The 21052-nt window shown below is 38.6% G+C and carries 18 protein-coding genes and 2 pseudogenes; 16 read left to right on the forward strand and 4 right to left on the reverse strand.

The window, feature by feature from the left end; translation table 11 throughout:
• Window positions 1–490: 490 nt before the first annotated feature.
• The gene (locus E3C75_RS05250; protein WP_064355459.1) at window positions 491–2227 is read left to right on the forward strand and encodes an ABC transporter ATP-binding protein; all 1737 of its coding nucleotides are present in this window, start codon (window positions 491–493) and stop codon (window positions 2225–2227) included.
• A gap of 12 nt (window positions 2228–2239) precedes the next feature.
• Window positions 2240–4027 carry an ABC transporter ATP-binding protein gene (locus E3C75_RS05255; RefSeq protein ID WP_011680872.1) on the forward strand — a complete coding sequence of 596 codons (1788 nt, stop codon included), beginning with the start codon at window positions 2240–2242 and terminating at the stop codon, window positions 4025–4027.
• A gap of 97 nt (window positions 4028–4124) precedes the next feature.
• Here the strand turns inward: E3C75_RS05255 and queA are convergent, their stop codons facing one another.
• The gene (gene queA, locus E3C75_RS05260) at window positions 4125–5168 is read right to left on the reverse strand and encodes a tRNA preQ1(34) S-adenosylmethionine ribosyltransferase-isomerase QueA (RefSeq protein WP_011680873.1); all 1044 of its coding nucleotides are present in this window, start codon (window positions 5166–5168) and stop codon (window positions 4125–4127) included.
• 149 nt (window positions 5169–5317) lie between these two features.
• Here queA and E3C75_RS05265 point away from each other — a divergent pair, with 149 nt between their 5' ends.
• A complete protein-coding gene (locus E3C75_RS05265) occupies window positions 5318–6019 on the forward strand; it encodes a glucosamine-6-phosphate deaminase (protein WP_024704019.1) in 702 nt (233 codons plus the stop codon).
• 165 nt (window positions 6020–6184) lie between these two features.
• On the opposite strand, the gene E3C75_RS05270 is transcribed toward E3C75_RS05265, so the two are convergent.
• A complete protein-coding gene (locus E3C75_RS05270) occupies window positions 6185–7480 on the reverse strand; it encodes a sensor histidine kinase (protein WP_024704020.1) in 1296 nt (431 codons plus the stop codon).
• Window positions 7480–8190: a LytR/AlgR family response regulator transcription factor gene (locus tag E3C75_RS05275; protein ID WP_064355462.1), complete on the reverse strand. Its 711-nt coding sequence runs from the start codon at window positions 8188–8190 to the stop codon at window positions 7480–7482. The genes E3C75_RS05270 and E3C75_RS05275 overlap by 1 nt, the downstream gene beginning before the upstream one ends.
• Window positions 8191–8522: 332 nt before the next feature.
• Here E3C75_RS05275 and E3C75_RS05280 point away from each other — a divergent pair.
• From E3C75_RS05280 to E3C75_RS05340, 13 genes and pseudogenes are all read left to right on the forward strand, one after another.
• Window positions 8523–9655: pseudogene (locus tag E3C75_RS05280) on the forward strand (ThiF family adenylyltransferase).
• A complete protein-coding gene (locus E3C75_RS05285) occupies window positions 9652–10563 on the forward strand; it encodes an ABC transporter ATP-binding protein (RefSeq protein ID WP_002950066.1) in 912 nt (303 codons plus the stop codon). The pseudogene E3C75_RS05280 and the gene E3C75_RS05285 overlap by 4 nt, the downstream one beginning before the upstream one ends.
• Before the next feature lies 1 nt (window position 10564).
• Window positions 10565–11287: an ABC transporter permease gene (locus E3C75_RS05290; RefSeq protein WP_002952657.1), complete on the forward strand. Its 723-nt coding sequence runs from the start codon at window positions 10565–10567 to the stop codon at window positions 11285–11287.
• A gap of 189 nt (window positions 11288–11476) precedes the next feature.
• Complete coding sequence (gene trhO, locus E3C75_RS05295) at window positions 11477–12460, forward strand: oxygen-dependent tRNA uridine(34) hydroxylase TrhO (protein ID WP_100273111.1); 984 nt, start codon at window positions 11477–11479, stop codon at window positions 12458–12460.
• 178 nt (window positions 12461–12638) lie between these two features.
• Window positions 12639–12836, forward strand: coding sequence for a helix-turn-helix transcriptional regulator (locus E3C75_RS05300; protein ID WP_022096951.1), 198 nt, complete (start codon window positions 12639–12641; stop codon window positions 12834–12836).
• A gap of 13 nt (window positions 12837–12849) precedes the next feature.
• A complete protein-coding gene (locus E3C75_RS05305; protein ID WP_111679400.1) occupies window positions 12850–13305 on the forward strand; it encodes a DUF6773 family protein in 456 nt (151 codons plus the stop codon).
• 120 nt (window positions 13306–13425) lie between these two features.
• Window positions 13426–14196 carry a nucleoside phosphorylase gene (locus E3C75_RS05310; protein ID WP_111679402.1) on the forward strand — a complete coding sequence of 257 codons (771 nt, stop codon included), beginning with the start codon at window positions 13426–13428 and terminating at the stop codon, window positions 14194–14196.
• Between the two features lie 84 nt (window positions 14197–14280).
• On the forward strand, window positions 14281–14970 hold the full coding sequence (locus E3C75_RS05315) for a VIT1/CCC1 transporter family protein (RefSeq protein ID WP_167740658.1): 690 nt from the start codon (window positions 14281–14283) through the stop codon (window positions 14968–14970).
• 79 nt (window positions 14971–15049) lie between these two features.
• Window positions 15050–15769, forward strand: a complete 720-nt coding sequence (locus tag E3C75_RS05320) for a 16S rRNA pseudouridine(516) synthase (RefSeq protein WP_011680884.1) — start codon at window positions 15050–15052, stop codon at window positions 15767–15769.
• A 235-nt stretch (window positions 15770–16004) separates the two neighbouring features.
• Entirely contained in the window at window positions 16005–17150 is a 1146-nt protein-coding gene (locus tag E3C75_RS05325) for an amidohydrolase (protein WP_111679404.1), read from the forward strand.
• Between the two features lie 432 nt (window positions 17151–17582).
• Window positions 17583–17720, forward strand: a complete 138-nt coding sequence (locus tag E3C75_RS05330; protein ID WP_002950088.1) for an alanine dehydrogenase — start codon at window positions 17583–17585, stop codon at window positions 17718–17720.
• Window positions 17689–18033 (forward strand): annotated as a pseudogene (locus E3C75_RS05335) (alanine dehydrogenase); the annotation flags it as partial. The gene E3C75_RS05330 and the pseudogene E3C75_RS05335, both read left to right, overlap by 32 nt.
• A 657-nt stretch (window positions 18034–18690) precedes the next feature.
• The gene (locus E3C75_RS05340; protein WP_111679406.1) at window positions 18691–20007 is read left to right on the forward strand and encodes an FAD-containing oxidoreductase; all 1317 of its coding nucleotides are present in this window, start codon (window positions 18691–18693) and stop codon (window positions 20005–20007) included.
• A gap of 268 nt (window positions 20008–20275) precedes the next feature.
• Here E3C75_RS05340 and E3C75_RS05345 read toward each other — a convergent pair whose 3' ends face one another.
• Entirely contained in the window at window positions 20276–20839 is a 564-nt protein-coding gene (locus E3C75_RS05345; RefSeq protein WP_014608096.1) for a nucleotidyltransferase family protein, read from the reverse strand.
• Window positions 20840–21052: the final 213 nt, after the last annotated feature.

Below are 21052 nucleotides of genomic sequence, written 5' to 3' on the forward strand. Positions count from 1 at the left end.
GCTTGAGTTATAGTCATTCATATTATCTTCTTAATGTTCCTAAGATATGTCCCCTATATGTTTCACATAGACTAGGTCACACTGATAAATCAGTGACTTAAAATGCTTATAGTCTTTGGTATCATAATGATGTAATCGGGATTCTGGAAAGATCACTCAAAATATTTTACAATCAAATATTCTTTAGTATCCTTCCAAAAAATTGTCAAAATATAAATTCATTAAATAAATTCAGCAATATCAGTAATTAGAATCAGTCTGCTTCAGTTACTCTTAAAATAATAAGGTGACGACTCAAGTCGCTTAATAGAAAAAAACAGGGTGTAAGTCCTGCTTTTTTCTATTGCTTTTAATATTTTCATTTGTTAGAATGTAGGAAATGTGCGTGCTTGTCACGCCCTTTTTCTGTGTCTTTTACGGCTTTAGTGGTTGTAAATAACTATAAAAATCTTAAAGGCATGGTAAATGCTAAAAAGAAAAGGAGAAATTTATGGCTTATATTTGGTCTTATCTCAGACGTTATCCTAAGTGGCTAGCAATGAATTTTACGGCAGCCATTTTATTTGTTATTGCTAACTTGGGCTTGCCGACTGTTCTTGCCAGAATGATTGATGAGGGAATAAACCGTGGTGATGTTGATAAGCTTTACGCTTATGCTTGGGTCATGTTTGGTGTAGTTTTGACTGGGATTGTTGGTCGTATACTTCTGTCCTATGCGGTTGGTAAGTTGACCACTACTATGGTGCAAGTCATGCGTAATGACATTTATGCTAAGCTTCAGGAGTATTCTCACCACGAGTATGAGCAGATAGGGGTATCCTCTTTGGTGACTCGTATCACGTCGGATGCTTTTGTGCTTATGCAGTTTGCGGATCAGGTTCTTAAGCTAGGGGTTATCACTCCTTTGATGATGGTTTCCAGTGTCTTCTTGATTTTGACGACAAGTCCATCTTTGGCTTGGATTGTGGCAATCTCCTTGCCTTTCCTAGCCGTAGTTGTCTGGTATGTGGCGGTAAAAACGCGTCCGCTTTCTGAAAAACAACAGGCAACTCTCGACAAGATTAACCAGTATGCTCGTGAAAATCTGACTGGACTTCGTGTCATCCGAGCTTTCGCTAGAGAAGATTTTCAAGAGAAGAAGTTCGCTTCTGAAAATGCTGTCTATGCGGATAATTCAAGCAAACTTTTCAAATTGACTGGTTTGACCGAGCCACTTTTTGTACAAATCATTATCGCTATGATTGTGGCTATTGTTTGGTTTGCTCTTGAGCCATTAGGTTCTGGGACTTTAGCAATCGGTGACTTGGTTGCCTTTATTGAGTACAGCTTCCATGCACTATTGTCCTTCCTTTTCCTAGCCAATCTCTTTACCATGTATCCTCGTACGGCGGTGTCTAGTGAACGTCTGCAGGAAATTATGGACATGCCGATTTCTATCAATCCAAATGAAGATGGCGTGACAGAAACCGAGACTAGGGGATATTTGGAATTTGACAATGTGACCTTTGCCTATCCCGGTGAAACTGAAAGTCCTGTCCTACACAACATTTCTTTCAAGGCTAGACCAGGTGAAACCATTGCCTTTATCGGATCTACGGGTTCAGGAAAATCATCACTTGTACAGTTGATTCCACGCTTTTATGATGTAACACTTGGACGCATTCTTGTTGATGGTGTAGATGTCCGTGACTACAATCTTAAGGCTCTTCGTCGTAAGATTGGCTTTATCCCACAAAAAGCCCTACTCTTTACAGGGACTATCGGTGAAAATATCCGTTATGGTAAGGAAAATGCCAGTCATGAAGAATTGAATCAAGCCACTGATGTGGCTCAAGCCAAGGAATTTATCGAAAGTAAGGAAGAACGCTATGATTCTCACTTGGCTGAGGGTGGTAGCAACCTTTCTGGTGGACAGAAGCAGCGTTTGTCAATTGCACGTGCTGTGGTTAAACGTCCTGACCTTTACATCTTTGATGATTCCTTCTCTGCCTTGGACTACAAGACTGATGCGACCTTGCGCCGTCGTCTAAAAGAAGTGACCCAGGATGCGACAGTCTTGATTGTGGCTCAACGTGTGGGAACCATTATGGATGCAGATCAGATTATCGTTCTTGATAAGGGTGAAATTGTTGGTCGTGGCCGTCACGAAGAGCTCATGGAAAGTAATGAGATTTACCGTGAGATTGCTAATTCACAATTTAATCAAAAGAGTCTTACGGAAGACTAGAAGGAGGTGAAAATGAAGGATAATAAAAAGAAAACAACTCATTCCTCAAGTTTTGGCCGCCTTTGGTCATACTTGCAGGTTTATCGTTTCCCACTTTACTTAGCTATTTTCCTGAAAATTATTAGTGTCATCATGAGTGTTATTGAGCCGGTGGTCATTGGTTTAGCCATTACGGAACTGACTAAAAATACACTGGACATCATTAAGGGGGTAGCAGGTGCTCATATCAACGTGTCCTACGTTGGTTTAGTTTTGGTCTTTTACCTCTTGCGTGGTCTCATCTATGAGTTGGCTTCTTACTATTCCAACTATTTTATGACCAATGCTGTGCAAGCAACGGTTCAGGATATGCGAAATGAGATGATTGAGAAAATCAATCGTACCTCAGTGTCATACTTTGATAAGCAACAATTTGGAGACCTTTTGGGTCGCTTTACTAGTGACGTCGAGACAGTTTCAAATGCCTTGCAGCAGTCATTCTTGCAGGTTGTCAACGCCATCTTTACTCTAGCCTTGGTTATTGGGACAGTGCTTTACCTTAATCTTCAGTTGGGAGCTGTGTTTGTTATCACTATTCCGATTTCTTACTTTGGTGCTCGCTTCATTATGAGTAAGTCTCAACCTTACTTTAAGCAGCAGGCTGATGCCCTAGGTACTCTTAACGGTTTTGTTCAGGAAAATCTGACTGGTTTCAATGTGATTAAACTTTTTGGGCGTGAGGGTAGATCATTAGACGACTTTAAAGAAATTACGGAAGACCTTCAAAAGGTAGGTTTTAAGGCCAATTTCATTTCAGGCCTCATGATGCCTTTCCTTAATGGTTTATCTGACTTGACCTATCTAATTGTTGCCGTCCTAGGTGGTTTGCAAGTCTTGGCTGGTCGCTTGACGATTGGTAATATGCAGGCTTTCGTTCAGTACGTTTGGCAGATTAATCAACCTATTCAGAACTTGACTCAGCTGGCTGGACAATTGCAGAGTGCTAAATCTTCCTTGGACCGTATTTTCCAACTGATGAATGAACCAGACGAGGCTAATGATGCTACTGAGGTGCTTGAAGGAGATTTAACTGGTCAAGTTATCTTTAATCATGTGGACTTCCAGTATGTAGCTGATAAACCTTTGATTCGTGACTTTAATCTTGAGGTTAATCCTGGTGAAATGGTGGCTATTGTCGGTCCTACCGGTGCTGGAAAATCAACTATTATCAATCTTCTCATGCGTTTCTATGATGTTACTGCAGGTTCTATCTCGGTTGATGGTCATGATATACGCAACTTGTCGCGTAAAGATTATCGTAAACAGTTTGGTATGGTGCTTCAGGATGCTTGGCTCTTTGAAGGAACTATCAAGGAAAATCTTCGTTTTGGTAATCTTGAGGCAACTGATGAAGAAATTGTTGAAGCAGCGAAGGCTGCCAATGTGGATCACTTTATCCGTACGCTGCCTGGTGGCTACAACATGGAAATAAACCAGGAATCAAGTAACATTTCACTGGGACAAAAGCAACTTTTGACCATAGCCCGTGCACTTTTGGCTGACCCTAAAATCTTGATTTTGGACGAGGCAACCTCATCAGTTGATACCCGTCTGGAACTCTTGATTCAAAAAGCCATGAAGACACTTATGCAAGGTCGAACAAGTTTTGTCATCGCTCACCGTTTATCAACAATCCAAGAAGCAGACAAGATTTTGGTCCTTAAAGATGGACAAATCATCGAACAAGGGAACCATGAATCCCTCCTTGCAGATAAAGGTTTCTATTACGATTTGTATAATAGTCAATTTGCAGAGAAATAAACAAAAAAATCCACCAGTTCATAACTGGTGGATTTTTTCTGAATGTGATGTGCAGTAAGAGAGACTTCCCCTGTAAGAGAAGTCTCAACATCACTATTTATTTTTCCGAAGGTCGTGTTACGAACATGGCATCTCCGAAACTGAAGAAGCGGTAGCGTTCTTGGACGGCGTGTTTGTAGGCCTCTAGGACGAATTCACGACCAGCAAAGGCTGAAACCAACATCACCAAGGTTGACTTTGGAAGGTGGAAGTTGGTTGAAAAGGCATCTACGACTGTGAATTGATAACCTGGTTTGATAAAGATATTGGTCCAGCCCGAGTCGGCTTGGAGTTGGCCATCATATTTATTTCCAATTGTTTCCAGTGTTCGGATTGAGGTTGTCCCTACTGCAACAATGCGACCTCCAGCAGCTTTGACACTATTGAGGGTATCGGCCGCTTCTTGGCTGAGGGTGTAAAATTCTGAGTGCATTTCATGCTCGTCGACATTATCGACAGAAACAGGTCGGAAGGTTCCTAGTCCAACGTGGAGGGTGAGGTAGACCAATTTTACGCCTTTAGCTTCAATTTTTTGAAGTAACTCAGGTGTGAAATGGAGTCCAGCTGTTGGAGCAGCGGCAGAGCCATTTTCCTTGGCATAGACCGTTTGATAACGATCGCGGTCTTCCAATTTTTCATGGATATAAGGTGGCAGTGGCATCTCGCCTAAGCTTTCCAAAACCTCAAGGAAGATACCGTCGTAGCTAAATTCTACGATACGTCCGCCGTGATCCAGTTCCTTAGTGACAGTGGCAGTCAAGCGACCATCACCAAAACTGACTTTAGCACCTACTTTAAGGCGTTTGGCTGGTTTGGCCAAAACTTCCCATTGGTCACCTTGGGTATTTTTCAAAAGGAGAAATTCTACATGGCCGTGTGTATCAGTTTTTTCACCGTAGAGGCGGGCAGGAAGCACGCGCGTATTGTTCATGACCAAGGCATCTCCAGGGTTAAGCTGATCAATGATGTGGTCGAAGTGGGTATCAGTCATTTCCCTAGTTACAGGATCAATGACTAAGAGTTTAGAGGCGTCACGTTGTTCCAATGGGGTTTGGGCAATTAGTTCTTCTGGTAGTTCAAAATCAAAATCGTTTGTATTCATTTGTTTCCTCGTTTAAAAATTTTCAGCCTTTTTATTATAGCACGATATAGGGCGACAGTCATTAAACTTATCAAGTGAAAACGCTTGACAGGAAGGTTAAAAAAGAGATAATAAAGAAAATGGTATATACCAATATTGAGGTGAATAGAATGAAAAAGATTTTAGTTAAGAATCAAGTTGAGGGAGGCAAAGTTGCCTTTGAACTTCTAAAAGAGAGCCTTACAGCGGGTGCTCAAACATTGGGATTGGCGACAGGTAGTTCCCCTATCGCCCTTTACCAAGAGATGGTTGAGAGTGACGTGGATTTTTCGGAACTTTACAGCGTCAATTTGGATGAATACGTCGGACTATCACCAGAGCATGAGCAGAGCTATCATGCCTTTATGAAGGCTCAACTCTTTGATGCCAAGCCATTTAAGGAAAGCTTCTTACCTGACGGTATGGCTGAAGATTTGGAGAAGGCGGCTAAGGATTACGATGACGTCTTGGCACAACATGTCATTGATCTGCAAATCTTAGGAATCGGAAGTAATGGGCATATTGGTTTTAATGAGCCAGGTACGCCTTTTGATAGTCAAACCCATGTGGTCGACTTGACGGATAGCACCATTGAAGCAAATAGCCGTTTCTTTGCCAGTCGTGACCAAGTCCCTACAAAGGCTATTTCAATGGGAATTGCTTCTATTATGGCTGCTAAGAAGATTATCTTGTTTGCCTATGGTGACAAGAAGGCAGATGCCATTTTCAAGATGGTCAAGGGGCCAGTGACAGAGGAAGTGCCAGCTAGTGTCTTGCAACATCATCCAGACGTGACTCTTATCTTAGATGAGGCTGCTGCTGCGAAATTGTAGGAGAAAACATGAGTCGAGCAGATGCGAGTTAGGTAATCAGAAAGTTATAGAAAAAAACAGGTTGAGCTAGTGCTACTCAACCTGTTTATTAATGAATAAACATAATATAGATTTTGACTTCAAATATTTACGTTACCTAATTATTACTCATTTTTCATCAATTACCTAAAATTCTTTAGTCGGAATAGTCCCTATTTTTATTGGTAATAAAATCTCTATTTGATATTGTCCATCTTTTATAAAGTGTTTGATATTACCTTGATATTCTTGAACAAGAGCATCAATATTTCGCAACCCCCAGCCATCTTTTTGACGGGATTTACGAGTAGATTTTTCTTTCTCATCAAAATTATTTCTAATATTGATAAAAAGATTTTGTTGAAAGTATCGGATATTAAGTGATAAGTTTCTTTCTTTATTTGGTAGTCTGAGACAAGCTGCAATACTATTGTCTAGGCAGTTTCCTAATATAACAGCTAAAATATCTGGTTGAATAGATAATTCTTGTGGTACAAAGCAATCAATTTCCATTTCTATCTCATCTTTTAAATGATGTAGTTTTTGATTAAGTAAAAAATTAATAGTTTGATTTTTAGAGTAGAAAGTTTGTTCACCTACTATACTATCTGTTAATGAATAAAGATAATCTTTTGCCTCTTCAGGATTTTTCTCTAAAAGCGATAAAAGAGTTAAATGTTTATTTTTTAAGTCATGCCGAAGGCTTTGGAGACGTTGATATTCTTCTTGAGATTGTTGTATTTCTCGAACTTGGAACTGTAATTGTTCTTTTTCCAATTGGTTTTGGTAATATTGCTGCTGTTGACGAGCAAGGTACAGATTAAAATAAAGAGAGGAGAGAGTTAATACAATGAGAGATGAGAGAGAAATGATTGACAGGTAATCTGCTCCAAATACCCCTCCTTGAATGGCAGATATTGTAAAAGCAAAGAAAATAGATAAAAGAGGCACGATAAACTGATAAAGCCAGTTTCCCTTAGAAGTAGCAATACGAAGCCTTTGATGGGATAGGAGAAGCTTTCGTAAGATAAGAGTTATTCCTGTAGATAAGAAGAAACTTATTCCGAGATACAAACTAATAGCTTCTAAATTTTTTGATAGTTCCCCTAAAGGTAAAATTAGTTGGATTCCTTGGTTTAGGACAGCTCCTGCTAACAAACTTAGACTAGTTTGTAAAAGAATCCAAAAGGAAGACTGGCGAATAGGATAATCAAAATTGAGACCGATTAGATAGTATTCTAAAATGTTTAGAAGGAGATTACTGACCAAAAAAATACGACTTTCAGAGAATAGGAACACGAGTTCCCCATGAAAAATCAATATGAAAAAAAGGGCTACTAAAGGCTTCTTTTTCATATTGATTTTAGACAATGGTCTATAAAATAACATACTTGCTAGAAATAAATCGTACAAGATACTGATTATTCGTAATCCTACTAACATTAAAAATGCCTTTCACTTAGATAGCTGTAATACTTTTCTTTAAAAGAAAACTGAAACTTTCTACTAATTGGGAGTAGGTGTTCTTCAGTCCCATTTAGTAAAATAGTAACTGTTTTTGAATCAAAGTCTTTGATGTATTTGGGGTTTAAAATATAGGAAGCATGAATTTGAATAAAATAATTAGGGAGTTTTTCCAAAATCTCTTTTGTTTTTAGTAGAGACTTGTAGGTACCTGTCTTTGTGTATATAAATACTGAACGTTTATCTTTCTCAAAAAATACAATATCGCTCGAAGGGACAGAATAATTGTGTTTACCAAATGAGAAGGTAAAAAGTGCTTGGCCTATATCCAAAAAACGCAAAATACGATCCAATACTTTCATTAACTTTTGAGGTTCTATCGGTTTTACGATATAGTCAAAAGTCTGAACTTCGAAGACTTGTTCCATATAATCACGATAACTTGTCACAAAAATAATAGGAATGAAAGGATTAAATTTTCTAATCTTTTGTGCTACGTCAATTCCATTGATTCCTGGCATATTGATATCCAAAAAGACACAGTGGATGTCTGGCGTCAGCTGATTTAAGAGTTTTTGTGGATTTGTATAAAGTTTTGTTTCTAGAGGAAATTTATCATAAGAAAGTAAATAATGTTCTAATTGGCTAGCATCTCTATCAGAGTCATCACAAATAGCAACTTTTAACATTGAAAACCTCCTCACTCATTTCTGTATGTTAGTTATAACGTTAAAATGGTCAATTATGACATAATTGTAAGAAAAATGTAAGTTTAGTATACAATATTCTTATTAAAGATGAAAGGAGAATTCCAAATGAAAAACATTCAAGTACGTAAGGCCGTAGCTCAAACCGAAATTAGCTGGGGTATTATTTAATTGCTTAAAAATGTTAAATAAACATATAAGCAAATGTTACCTTCGATTCTATCACGGAAAATTTTTGATAGAATTACTACAATAAGGCAAGGGGAAATTATAGAATCACCTCGTCTTTCTTTTTGAAAAATAGTGAGGAAAAAATGAAATTCCATTGTCCAAGAATAAAAGAAATATATCCTATTTATAAACTTCACGATAATTTGTTTAGGGTAGGCTCCCAAATTGGTATAACTACTGAAATCAGTGATGAGGACGATAAAATGTGGAGTTTAGTTAATATTTTAGATGGAAGGACTATTAATGACGTTGTAGATATTATTTAACTAAGTATCCAGATTTGACGGAACAAGATATAATAGGTGCTATTGAACTATTGGATAAGGAGGGGGTTATTGAAGAAGGTGCTACAATAAATTGTATTAAGGAAAGATATCATTCAAATATCTACTATTTTAGTCGCTATTTAAATAGTTTTAAAGATAGTATAGATATTCAAAAGAGACTTAATGAAACGACAGTTCTTTTATTAGGACTTGGCGGAGGAGGGTCCAATATACTAACTTTGCTATCTGGTCTAGGACCTAAAAAAATAAAAATTGTGGACTTTGATATCATTGAAAAAAGTAATCTAGGTAGGCAATTTTTATATAAGGAGGAAGACGTAGGGGCTCTTAAAACACAGATTGCCCATCAAGAAGTGTCAAAAATGAATTCTGATATCGAAGTTGAAACTCATAATTTACGTATAACATGTGTAAACGACTTGTTGCCATTATTAGACAATGTTGACATTGTTATTTGTGTTATTGATGAACCACAATATGATATTCAGCGTATTGTAAATAAAGCTGTAGTTACAAAAAATATTCCGTGTGTTTTTGGTGCAAGTCAAGTTAGTCGCGGACGTGTTTATTCTGTAGTACCCCATCAAACAGGATGTTTTGATTGTTTAAACATTCATTACACGAAAATTGATAGTCTATTCTTGGAACAATTTCGGGGTATTCGTACTGTTACTAAGAAAATTCCTACAATTGCTTATGGTCCGGCTATGTTTCAATTGACATCTGCTATTGTTGATGAGGCTGTTCGATTAATAACTAAATATGCAGAACCAATGAGTCTTAATCGCCAATACGAGATTAATTATGAAAACGGAGCGTCGTTCACACACAAACCTTGGGGACATTATCCTGATGAGTGTCCTACATGTGGTAACGGTAAGGAGGAAAATTGGGAAATCTTTTCTCAATACGGAGAAATAAAATTATGACTTTTGAAACGCTCACCATTGAAAATTTAACAAAATCATTTGATAAACAACATTTTGCTAATAACCATATCTTCTTAGAGCTAGAAGCTGCAAAAATCACAGCTCTTATAGGACATAATGGTGCTGGTAAATCAACTCTTTTAAAGCAAATGATTGGTTTTATTAAGCCTGATCAGGGAGATGTTCACTACGGAGATATTTCTTTTATACATAACCGTAAACAAGCTCGAACAATGATGAGTTATATGTCACAACAGTATGCACCTCTTGAAAAGTTAACTGTTGAGCAAAATTTAGAGATGATTGGAAGAATGAGAGGGTTAAGTACCTCAGAACTCCAAAAAGAAATTGAGCACCTTCTAGCAGATCTGGAAATAGTAGAATACCGTGATAAAAAAGGGAAGAATCTTTCAGGAGGCTTAAAACGGCTTACATCTTTTGCCATGGCATTAATTGGCTCTGCTGATATCATGCTTCTTGACGAACCAACCAACGATGTTGATCCTGTACGTCGTGAAAAACAGTGGCGATTATTACAAAAACTGGCTTATAAAGGACACACTATTATCATTGTTACCCACAATCTACTAGAAGTTGAAAAATATGCGGATAATTTTGCTCTTTTTAACCATGGTAAATTATTAAAATCTGGTCCAGTACACCAAATGTCTTATAAAAATCATTATCAAATTTCTTTCAATTTTGTTAGTAAAGAATTTTTAAGTCTATTCGAACATTTTACGATGGTCAATGGTTGTGTTTGTCAGATGGAAATTGAAGAAAGTGAATTAACACGAATACTCATTCAAGTTAAGGAAGGTATAGAAAAAGGGCTTATTTCAAACCTTTCAGTTAAGATGAAAACATTATCTATTTCCGATCTTTATAAAGAGGAGCTTGTTAACTGATATGACTCAATTTTTTTACTTACTTCGTTGGAACTATCTTCGACAAAAAAATCTATTCATTCTATTCACACTAGCTCAAGTGCTTTTGTCCGTTTCACTTCTTTTTGGGTATCCGTTGGTAATTGGTAAGATGGACACAACAACTGCTTACTATCTTGCCTCTGGATCAGTTTTAATGGGAGTTATTTCTATTGGCTGTACGATTTCATCTCCTGTTATAGCCAATGCCAAGTCAGAAGGTCATGTGGACTATATTCGAGCTTTACCTATTCCTAGAATTCTAATTTCTTTAGCTGACCTATGTATATGGTTAATTGCTATTTTACCAGGTGTATTCTTCACTTTTTTATTAGGCTGTCTTCGCTTTTCTGTCCAATTAAATTTGTCAATTTTGTCTGTTTTTGTGATGTTACTTATTTGCCTAACAATGATTAGTCTAGGATTTTCAATTGCTTATATATTTTCCCAAAATATTGTCACGCTAATGTCTCAGCTTATTTTAATGATTGGTCTTATGTTTTCACCAATCATGTATCCGGCAGGTCGTCTTCCAGATTGGTTAGATCAACTTTATTTTCTACTTCCATTTGTCCCTTCTGCGAATCTTCTTAGAGCTAGCTTTTATAGACATGGAACTGTTTCGCTTGTAGATATAGGAGTTCTTATTTTCTGGATTTTTCTGACACAACTGCTTATCTTAGGGACACTACAGAAAGAGTTGTAATACTATCTTGTGAAAAAATAATCCCATAAAACTTAGGTTGAGGCATTTGGCACTTAGCCTTTTTCTGTTGTGAAAATTCTTCTCCAAACAAATCAATTGCCTAGTCCTCTTTGATAACGGTATAATAGTTAAGTTGATTTTATTATCAAACAACAAATATAGATATTTCATAAAGAAAGAGGAAGTACAATGGCAAAACCTATTCGAGTATTGCTTTATTATAAATACGTTCCCATCGAAAACGCTGAGCAATTTGCGGCTGACCACTTGGCTTTTTGTAAGTCAATCGGTCTAAAAGGTCGTATCTTGGTCGCTGACGAGGGGATTAATGGAACGGTTTCTGGAGACTATGAAACCACTCAAAAATATATGGACTACGTCCACAGCCTTCCAGGGATGGAGGACCTTTGGTTCAAGATTGATGAGGAAGAAGAGCAAGCCTTCAAGAAGATGTTTGTGCGTTACAAGAAGGAAATCGTTCACCTTGGTTTAGAGGACGATAACTTTGATAGCGACATCAATCCACTTGAAACTACAGGTGCTTACTTGTCACCCAAAGAGTTTAAAGACGCTCTTTTGGATGAGGATACTGTTGTCCTTGATACACGTAACGACTATGAATATGACCTTGGTCACTTCCGTGGAGCCATTCGTCCTGACATTCGCAACTTCCGTGAATTGCCACAATGGGTTCGCGACCATAAGGAAGAGTTCATGGACAAGCGCGTGGTTGTTTACTGTACTGGTGGTGTCCGCTGTGAGAAATTCTCAGGTTGGATGGTCCGTGAAGGCTACAAAGATGTTGGCCAATTGCACGGTGGTATCGCAACTTACGGAAAAGATCCAGAGGTTCAAGGGGAGCTTTGGGATGGTAAGATGTATGTCTTTGACGAGCGTATTGCTGTTGATATCAACCATGTAGACCCTATCGTTGTCGGTAAGGACTGGTTCGATGGCACGCCTTGCGAACGCTATGTCAACTGTGGTAACCCATTCTGTAACCGTCGTATCCTTGCTTCAGAGGAAAATGAAGACAAATACCTCCGTGGCTGCTCACATGAATGTCGTGTTCACCCACGTAACCGTTATGTCTCTGAAAATGATTTGAGCCAAGAAGAGGTTGTTGAACGCCTTGCGGCAATTGGTGAGAGCTTGGATGTAACACCTGCCTAAGTTTAAATATTGAAGAAGCTGGGAGAAATCTCGGCTTTTTATTTTGCAAATTATTTCTAAAATAATGTCAGATTTATATTGCAAATAGAAACATATAGTGTGTAATATCAATGAAAAGAGATGGTAATCATAATCGATTTCGGAGAGAATATCAGATATGCTGAGAAGGAGGGGGCATGTGGCAAAGAATTTACGCTTAAAAGTAGCACAAGCAGAGCATGATATGACTCAGGGTGACTTGGCTGAAGCGGTAGGTTCAATAAGACAAACCATCGGATTGATTGAAGCTGGAAAGTACAATCCCAGCCTAGCCTTATGCATTGCTATTTGTAAAACACTGGATAGGACTTTGGATCAACTGTTTTGGGAGATTTAGAAAAGAAGTAAATATGATGAAATTTAAATCGGTTGCTAATAAGGTTACAGACGAACGCGACGAAGCAGTTCTAAATAATAAGGTTGCTGCCGAATGTTTTTACATAATGATTGCAGGGACGCTTGTATGCTTAGTTTATGGCTCCCTCTTTAACAATGGTGTCATCTCTGCTGATTACTTACTTTATCCATTGTTGATAAGTAGTATTTGGTCTATTTATAGAGCTGAACGTCTTGATGTAAATGCTTTTGGTAGTTCGAGTATAACAGTCTTAGGTTGTTTACTAGTGACTGGGCTTATCACCCTTATGATAATGTCAGCTAACTATCGGTACAACCATGATGTCTATCATAATAATCCCTTGGATCCTAGATATCTCATGGCTTGGCCAATTACTTATACCATATATGTTTCCTTTGTCTTTTTGGTGAATTGGGCTCTTGCTGCATTGGGAAGATTTGAGAGATGACGTCTTGAAAAATAACTAGACGATTTGGGAAATGAAGAATAAATAGGAGTAGAATCAGACCATTCTTTTTGGTCTGATTTTTTTGTGTTATAATGGTTCCTAAAACTAAGGAGGTCACGTATGCTACTAACTGAATTTGATGCGAATAGACAAGCGATTATCAATCCCGAGGACAAGAATGAGCCTCTTGAGGGGTTTCCTAAAATAGCTGTGTCCTGTTTTTCTCGTTCGACCTTTCAACGAATGCTTGAGATGTTTCCCCATGAACTTATCTATGAGACGTCCATGGCGAATGTGGCTATTCCGATTTATAAGCTTGTTATTGATGATAATGAGTTGGCCATTTTTAATGCACCTGTAGGCGCCTCTGCCTGTGTGGGTATTTTAGAGGATATTTTTGCCTTGGGAGCTGATAAACTTGTACTTTTTGGTACTTGTGGGGTGCTTGATGAAGATATTAAAGAGACTTCTATTATTATTCCTAGTCATGCCCTTAGAGATGAAGGGACGAGTTTTCACTATGTGGAAGCCAGCGATGAGATTGCGGTAAATGTGGGTGTTTTAGACCATTTTCGTTCCTATCTCAATGAACGTCAGATTTCTCATAAGGAAGGCAAGGTTTGGACAACTGATGGCATTTACCGTGAGACGAATGGTAAACTCAAAGCTAGAAAGTCAGCAGGAGCCATTTGTGTGGATATGGAGTGTTCTGCTGTTGCAGCTTTAGCAAAGTTTAGAGGTGTTGACATCTGCCACTTCTTCTATGCTGCGGACCACCTTTCTGAAGGTAATTGGGATGCCCGTAACTTGATGAATCATATGGACTTGGATGAAAAGGACAAGGTAGCTTTATTAGCTTTAGAGTTTGCGTGTGATTGGAGCAGAAATTAAAAACCTTACTTTTTAAAGTTTATTATTTGTAATCATTCTAAATAACTGTTATAATATTATTTAGAATGATTCTAAATAAGGAGTATGAAATTGGAAGATAAGAATTTTGCAGAACGTTTAAATATTTTGAGAGCAGGAGTGTTGGGGGCCAATGACGGCATCATTTCCATTGCGGGAGTGGTTATCGGTGTGGCCAGTGCGACATCAAACATCTGGTTCATCTTGATTTCTGCCTTATCAGCGATTTTTACCGGTGCCTTTTCGATGGCAGGTGGTGAATATGTCAGTGTGTCAACGCAAAAAGATACCGAAGAAGCGGCTGTCGCTAAGGAACAAGCCCTTTTGGATCGCTCACCTGAGTCAGCTAGAGAAAGTTTATATCAAACCTTCCTCAGTCAAGGGGATTGCGAAACAGAAGCGGAAGTTAAGGTCAATCAAGCCTTCAGTAAAAATCCTATCAAGGTCTTAGTTGAGGAAAAATATGGGGTGGATATGGAAGAAATCACCAATCCATGGCATGCTGCCGTATCTAGTTTTCTGTCCTTTTCAGTGGGATCTTTGCCTCCAACGCTAACTATCCTGCTTTTCCCAGACCCTTACCGTATTCCTATAACAGCGGTTGTGGTTGCACTGACCTTAATCTTGATTGGTTATGTTAGTGCTAAACTTGGGAAAGCACCTGTTAAACAAGCGATGTTGCGAAACTTGGCAGTAGGACTCTTGACCATGCTCGTGACCTATGTAGTTGGGCAAGTCTTCCATGTGAATGTGTAATTGTTAGTAGTATGAGTCTACCTTTTAGGTAGGCTTTTTTTGTCTACTAGACCAGACTTATCCATGGTACAATAGGGCTATGCGTTTAGATAAATTATTAGGACAGTCGGGCTATGGTTCTCGCAATCAGGTCAAGAATCTCATTCGTAGTCGTCAGGTATATGTAGATGGTGTCCTGGCGGATCGAGATAATCTTAATGTGGATGCTAGTCTTCAAACCATCATGGTTTCTGGTAAGGAACTGGAGCATGCGCCAGAAGTCTACTACCTTATGAATAAGCCGTCAGGAGTGGTGTCAGCTAGAAAGGACAAGGAACACCAAACAGTTATTGATTTGATTAGGCCTGAGGATCAGCGAGAGGGCCTTTATCCTGTGGGACGTTTGGATAGAGATACGGAAGGTTTGGTGTTGATTACCAATAATGGTCCCTTGGGCTTTGCCATGCTTCACCCACGCTATCATGTGGCTAAGACATATTATGTTGAGGTTAATGATATTCTGGGGCCTGATGCACCTGCATTTTTTGAGTCTGGTGTAGTTTTTGAAGATGGTACTGTTTGTCAATCAGCTCAGCTGGAAATTTTAAGTTCTGCGAGTGACAAGAGCTGTGCTCGAATTACGATTTCGGAAGGTAAGTTTCATCAAGTAAAAAAGATGTTTTTGGCTTATGGGGTCAAGGTGACCTATCTCAAGCGTATCTCTTTCGGAGAGTTTAAACTTGATGAAGGGATGGCAGTAGGTTCCTACCGAACCTTGACTGAAGCGGAAAAAACAATCTTGCGTACTTATTTGGGTTAGTAGCTAAGGTGCGATAGGAACTTTCAATCAGCTGATAAGACTATCTTATCACTAGTCTTAATACGACAACACCTATAATGACAGTATTTTTTAGAGGTATAAGAAATACTTATGGAATACTATAAATATTTTTTATTTCTCAAGTATCGCTTCTGGTGGTATGATGAAATCAATTCGATTGAGAGTTTCACAAATAGATTGACAATCCAAAACTGATCAGAGAGGGAGGTTCATTATGACAGAAGTATTTTACGATCATTTAGCAAAGACGCGTCATCAGATTCACCAACATCCAGAGGTTTCTGGGGAGGAGCATGAGACGACAGTCTTTTTGAAAGCTTATTTGAAAAATCTAGGTGTTGAGCCTTTAAATTATCCCTTGAAGACAGGACTCATCGCTGAGATTGGGTCAGGTCATCCTATTATTGCCTTGCGTGCTGATATTGATGCCCTACCGATTAAGGAAAAGACAGGTCTTCCTTATGCTAGCGACAATGGTGCCATGCATGCTTGTGGTCATGATTTTCACCAGACCTCTCTGCTTGGTGCTGCTCAGCTTTTAAAAGAAAGAGAAGCAGAGCTTAAGGGGACTGTTCGATTAATTTTTCAACCGGCTGAGGAAAATTTCCAAGGGGCCTATCAGGTCATTGAAGCGGGCGGTATTGAGGGTGTGTCAGCTATCATCGGTTACCACAATAATCCTCACTTGAAACCTGGTCAGATTGGCCTTCGTTCAGGTGCTATTTTGGCAGGCGTGGAGCAGTTTAGGGTTGATGTCAAAGGTGTTTCGTCCCATGCAGCCCGTCCTGATTTGGGTGTGGATACGGTCTTGGTTACTACGACTATCATTAATAATTTACAGCAAATTGTGGCTCGGACGGTATCTCCCTTTGAGTCAGCTGTATTGTCAGTTACTCATATCGAAGTTGGAAATACCTGGAATGTTCTTCCAGCAGCCGGCTTCTTCGAAGGAACGATTCGGACTTTCGAGCCTAAGGTTCGGGAAGATGTCATTGCTCGCTTTGAAAAAGTTGTTCAGGCGACAGCGGATCAGTTTGGTGCTCAAGTTGACATTACTTGGGGTAATTCACCTTACGTGACCAACAATGACCAGACTCTCACACCGCTCATCTTTGAAAATTCTAAAGCCTTCGCAGAAGTGATTGAAACGCTACCATCAACAGGCGGAGAAGACTTTGCGGCTTATCAAAAGGAAATACCAGGAGTCTTTGCCTTTGTCGGCACTAATGGTGAGGAGGATGCCCCAGGCTGGCATCATGATGATTTCCTTGTGAAAGATGAAGCCTTGCCTGTAGCCGTTAATTACTATGTGGAAAACGCTCTTTTCCTCCTTGATTATTTTAAGGAGCAAGACGACTGACTATTCCCTTAATTGAAATCACTAGTAATGCAAAAACTGTTGCGGAAAGAAGTCCAATTATCCAGAGTTTCTCTTGGGTCATAAGCAATTAGCAGACCAAGGACTCTTTGATTATTTTATTAAGAGTTTTCCATGAAGCTTAAGGATTTTAAATTGGTGCTGTTTTTGAAAATAAAAAGGAGGATGTGCATAAGAAAAAATACTCTTTTGATCATTTAGTTTACAACTTAAGAGCCCAGCCGATTGGTTGGGTTCTTTTGTGAATTGTTTAGATAGTTAGGGGAGTATGATTCTAAGGTCTTAAAATAGCGGAGATTTTTTTCTCTTGATTTTAGTTAAAATGAAAGCGCTATTATTACAGGGAGATAGATAGGAAGTGGTTAAGCGATTTGCACAATCCTTTACCTTATGACCTCCGAATGAGGAGAAAATATGTTAATTGGTATTCCAAAAGAAATCAAAAACAACGAAAACCGTGTAGCTCTTACACCTGCAGGTGTCCAAAGTCTTTTGGCTAAGGGACACGTAGTATTAATCGAAACAAATGCGTCCAAGTTCTGTTATTGTTAACGTTGCCGTTGACCAAGGTGGGGTTGTTGAGACTGTGAATCGTGTGACAAGTCACGATAAGCCTGTTTATGAAACACACGGTGTCCTTCACTATGCTGTTGCTAATATTCCAGTTGCAGTAGCACGTACATCAACCATTGCTCTTACCAATGTTACCCTTCCTTATATCGAAGCTCTTGCAGGAGTAGGCTTTAAACAGGCTATTGAAAATGACGAAGGCCTTCGCCAAGGTGTAACGACTTATCAAGGTCACATTACTAGCCAACCTGTTCCAGAAGGATTGAATAGAAGCTGTACAGCTATTGACGAGTGACTATAAGTTTATAATTTTATCAGAATGAAAGAGAAGTCGCGCCATGAATTGGTGTGACTTTTTTTAGTTAGGATAAGAGGTAATCGTGTGTTTAGTAGTTGATTGTCAAGTGTCTATAAAGCTTAAATCTGCTTATTTTTTTCTAATCTAGGTATTGTTTTATGCTATAATGAGCAGACATCTTAACATTAGTAATGAGTACCTATGACTCTTTCTGTTTTTACTTAAAAAATGCGCTCATAAAGAGGTTTTACCATGGCCAATCATATTCGTGTTCTCACAGAAATTATTTTCTCTTAGCTTGTCGTCTTTTATTTTGGTGTAAAAATCGATGTATCATTGACCAAGTTTCTAATTACAATAGGTGTGGCAGCGCTGCTTGAAATGATTTACCATGTGATACTTGCTCGAAGATAGGAGCAAATATTTCTTTCGAAGCTTTTTGGAGAAACTGTGGACAACTCTTTAGAAAAAATGTTGTGTTCTTCGTTTTTTTTAGTTTTTTACCACATAATTTTCAAAGGGTGCATATATCTCCATTAACATAAGATATGAAATCGGTTACATAAAAAGCTGTAGCTTTTTTATTTTCCAGTTCAGATATTGGTAGTCTGAAAAATTAAATGATACAATGGCAGAATATAGGAGGATGCAGAAATGGTAAACTATGATTTGATTGTTATCGGTTTTGGTAAAGCCGGTAAAACGTTGGCTGCTAAGATGAATGCGGCTGGTAAGAAAGTTGCTGTCATCGAGCGCAGTAAAGCTATGTATGGTGGTACTTGCATTAATATTGCGTGTATCCCAACTAAGACTATGATTGTTGCGGCTGAGAAGGGCTGGTCATTTGACGACACCATGAAAGAACGTGGTGCAGTGACTAGTCGTCTTAATGCTAAGAATTATAAAATGTTGGCAGACAATGGCGTTGATGTCATTGATGCAGAAGCACATTTTGTGTCAAATAAGGTCATTGAAGTGGTGGCTGGTGATGACCGTCAAGAGCTTACAGCTGAGACTATTGTTATCAATACAGGCGCTGTGTCTAATATCTTGCCTATTCCTGGCTTGACAACAACTAAGCATGTTTACGACTCAACTGGCATTCAAACTCTTGAAGCTTTGCCAAAACGCTTGGGTATCCTAGGTGGTGGTAATATCGGTCTTGAATTTGCTGGCCTTTATAACCGTTTGGGTAGTCAAGTGACTGTCTTGGATGCAGCGACTAGCTTCTTGCCACGTGTAGAGCCATCTATTGCTAAGCTGGCCAAGCAATACATGGAAGAGGACGGCATTGTCTTTGAGCAAGGTGTTAAAACTTCCGAAGTAAAAAATGACGGTGATGAAGTTGTCGTTGTTACTGACAAAGGTGAGTTTCATTTTGATGCTCTCCTCTATGCGACAGGACGCAAGCCTAATATCGAACCTCTTCACTTGGAAAATACAGATATTGCCTTGACAGAACGTGGCGGTATTCAGGTTAATAAGCATTTGGAAACAAGCGTTCCTGGTGTATTTGCAGTGGGTGATGTTAATGGTGGACTTCAATTCACTTATATTTCATTAGATGATTTCCGTATTGTCTTTAATTACTTGACAGGGGATGGTAGCTATAACCTTGAAACACGTGGAGCAGTTCCAACTGCCATGTTCCTCAACCCACCTTTGGCACAGGTTGGCCTTACTGAAGACCAAGCCAGAGCAGCAGGTGGACCAGTTGCTGTCAAGGAACTTCCAGTTGCTGGCATGCCTCGTGGTCATGTTAACGGTGATTTGCGCGGTGCTTTCAAAGCTGTGGTAAATCCTGAAACTAAGGAAATCTTGGGTGTGACCCTCTTTGGTCAAGAATCTCATGAAATTATCAATCTAATTACCCTTGCTATGAACCATCATATTCCATACACAGATTTGGCTAACCAAATCTTCACTCACCCAACTATGGCTGAGAACCTAAACGACTTGTTTGCGATTTAAAATGAAAAGAGCCGTGAGGCTCTTTTTTAATATAGAAGAAAAATTTTTTAAGACTTTCCTTAGGTGATTTCGGTCGTCAGCGACCTTCTTCGAAGTTCCATGACTAATTTTTGAGCCCCTTCACTTTTTAATTTCTAGGCTCAGGCTAAAACAGTTTCCCGAACTGTTTTACTCTCAAAAATTCCGAGTTCCTGAAACTATTATGCTTCAGGAACTTTTCTCACAGCGGAAAGTCTTGTAAAAAGCAAATCACAAATCATAGGTTAATCTATTTGATAAATTCTATAGAAATGTTTGGCCAGAATATGTTCCAATTTTTCTTTTTTACTCTCTCGTTATAGATCATTTGTCGGTCCTTGTCTGAAAAGTAATGCGGTGTGGGTGATACTCTGAAGTTAATCAAATCGTTTGTTCCAAAAGGAATAAATACTTCTAGTTCCTGATTGTCATTTAGTCTAGCAGCTATGGCAGTACATTTTTCGGGAAATTTTGAAACAGCATCGGTAGAGCTGACATACTTTTCAGTATTAGGACTATGTATATTCATATAATACTGATTTTTTATTTCCCAATTGTATTCAGGATATTTTTTCTTTATTTGATTTTCTATTTCAACAGTTTGCTCATATGATATGTTTTTATCAAAGAAAATGACATCGATATCTGAGAAATTGATATTTGAAGATGTACTTCCGGTGCTTAAGTAGTCCCAAATATAATTGCGTAAAGTTCCAGCACAAAGCCAACAGTCATTAAGTTGGAAAGAGTGGATAATCTTTAATAGTGCCATTAGTTCGGAGTTCTGTTTAATTAGTTTTTCGACATCAATCATTTTTTAACCTCATTGGTATTGTACTAGTTTAAGATAGAAATATCAATTTAGGACCATGTCTCTAATGCAAAGCGACACTCTAGGTTAGATATCGCTTTTTTTGCGCTTTGATGATAAGATAGAAGTGACATAGGAAAATTCCTTAGATTGGGGCTCTTAATCCACTCAGGGAGGTTTATTGACCTTGAGTCACCACTAGAATCTGTATGAAAA

Source organism: Streptococcus thermophilus (assembly GCF_010120595.1).
In the GTDB taxonomy this organism is placed as follows: domain Bacteria; phylum Bacillota; class Bacilli; order Lactobacillales; family Streptococcaceae; genus Streptococcus; species Streptococcus thermophilus.

Excerpts from the sequence above, each read along its gene's own strand:
- E3C75_RS05250 (WP_064355459.1), top strand. The coding sequence starts at position 491 with ATGGCTTATATTTGGTCTTATCTCAGACGTTATCCTAAGTGGCTAGCA.
- E3C75_RS05255 (WP_011680872.1), top strand. The coding sequence starts at position 2,240 with ATGAAGGATAATAAAAAGAAAACAACTCATTCCTCAAGTTTTGGCCGC.
- queA (WP_011680873.1), bottom strand. The coding sequence starts at position 5,168 with ATGAATACAAACGATTTTGATTTTGAACTACCAGAAGAACTAATTGCC.
- E3C75_RS05265 (WP_024704019.1), top strand. The coding sequence starts at position 5,318 with ATGAAAAAGATTTTAGTTAAGAATCAAGTTGAGGGAGGCAAAGTTGCC.
- E3C75_RS05270 (WP_024704020.1), bottom strand. The coding sequence starts at position 7,480 with ATGTTAGTAGGATTACGAATAATCAGTATCTTGTACGATTTATTTCTA.
- E3C75_RS05275 (WP_064355462.1), bottom strand. The coding sequence starts at position 8,190 with ATGTTAAAAGTTGCTATTTGTGATGACTCTGATAGAGATGCTAGCCAA.
- E3C75_RS05285 (WP_002950066.1), top strand. The coding sequence starts at position 9,652 with ATGACTTTTGAAACGCTCACCATTGAAAATTTAACAAAATCATTTGAT.
- E3C75_RS05290 (WP_002952657.1), top strand. The coding sequence starts at position 10,565 with ATGACTCAATTTTTTTACTTACTTCGTTGGAACTATCTTCGACAAAAA.
- trhO (WP_100273111.1), top strand. The coding sequence starts at position 11,477 with ATGGCAAAACCTATTCGAGTATTGCTTTATTATAAATACGTTCCCATC.
- E3C75_RS05305 (WP_111679400.1), top strand. The coding sequence starts at position 12,850 with ATGATGAAATTTAAATCGGTTGCTAATAAGGTTACAGACGAACGCGAC.
- E3C75_RS05310 (WP_111679402.1), top strand. The coding sequence starts at position 13,426 with ATGCTACTAACTGAATTTGATGCGAATAGACAAGCGATTATCAATCCC.
- E3C75_RS05315 (WP_167740658.1), top strand. The coding sequence starts at position 14,281 with ATGAAATTGGAAGATAAGAATTTTGCAGAACGTTTAAATATTTTGAGA.
- E3C75_RS05320 (WP_011680884.1), top strand. The coding sequence starts at position 15,050 with ATGCGTTTAGATAAATTATTAGGACAGTCGGGCTATGGTTCTCGCAAT.
- E3C75_RS05325 (WP_111679404.1), top strand. The coding sequence starts at position 16,005 with ATGACAGAAGTATTTTACGATCATTTAGCAAAGACGCGTCATCAGATT.
- E3C75_RS05330 (WP_002950088.1), top strand. The coding sequence starts at position 17,583 with ATGTTAATTGGTATTCCAAAAGAAATCAAAAACAACGAAAACCGTGTA.
- E3C75_RS05340 (WP_111679406.1), top strand. The coding sequence starts at position 18,691 with ATGGTAAACTATGATTTGATTGTTATCGGTTTTGGTAAAGCCGGTAAA.
- E3C75_RS05345 (WP_014608096.1), bottom strand. The coding sequence starts at position 20,839 with ATGATTGATGTCGAAAAACTAATTAAACAGAACTCCGAACTAATGGCA.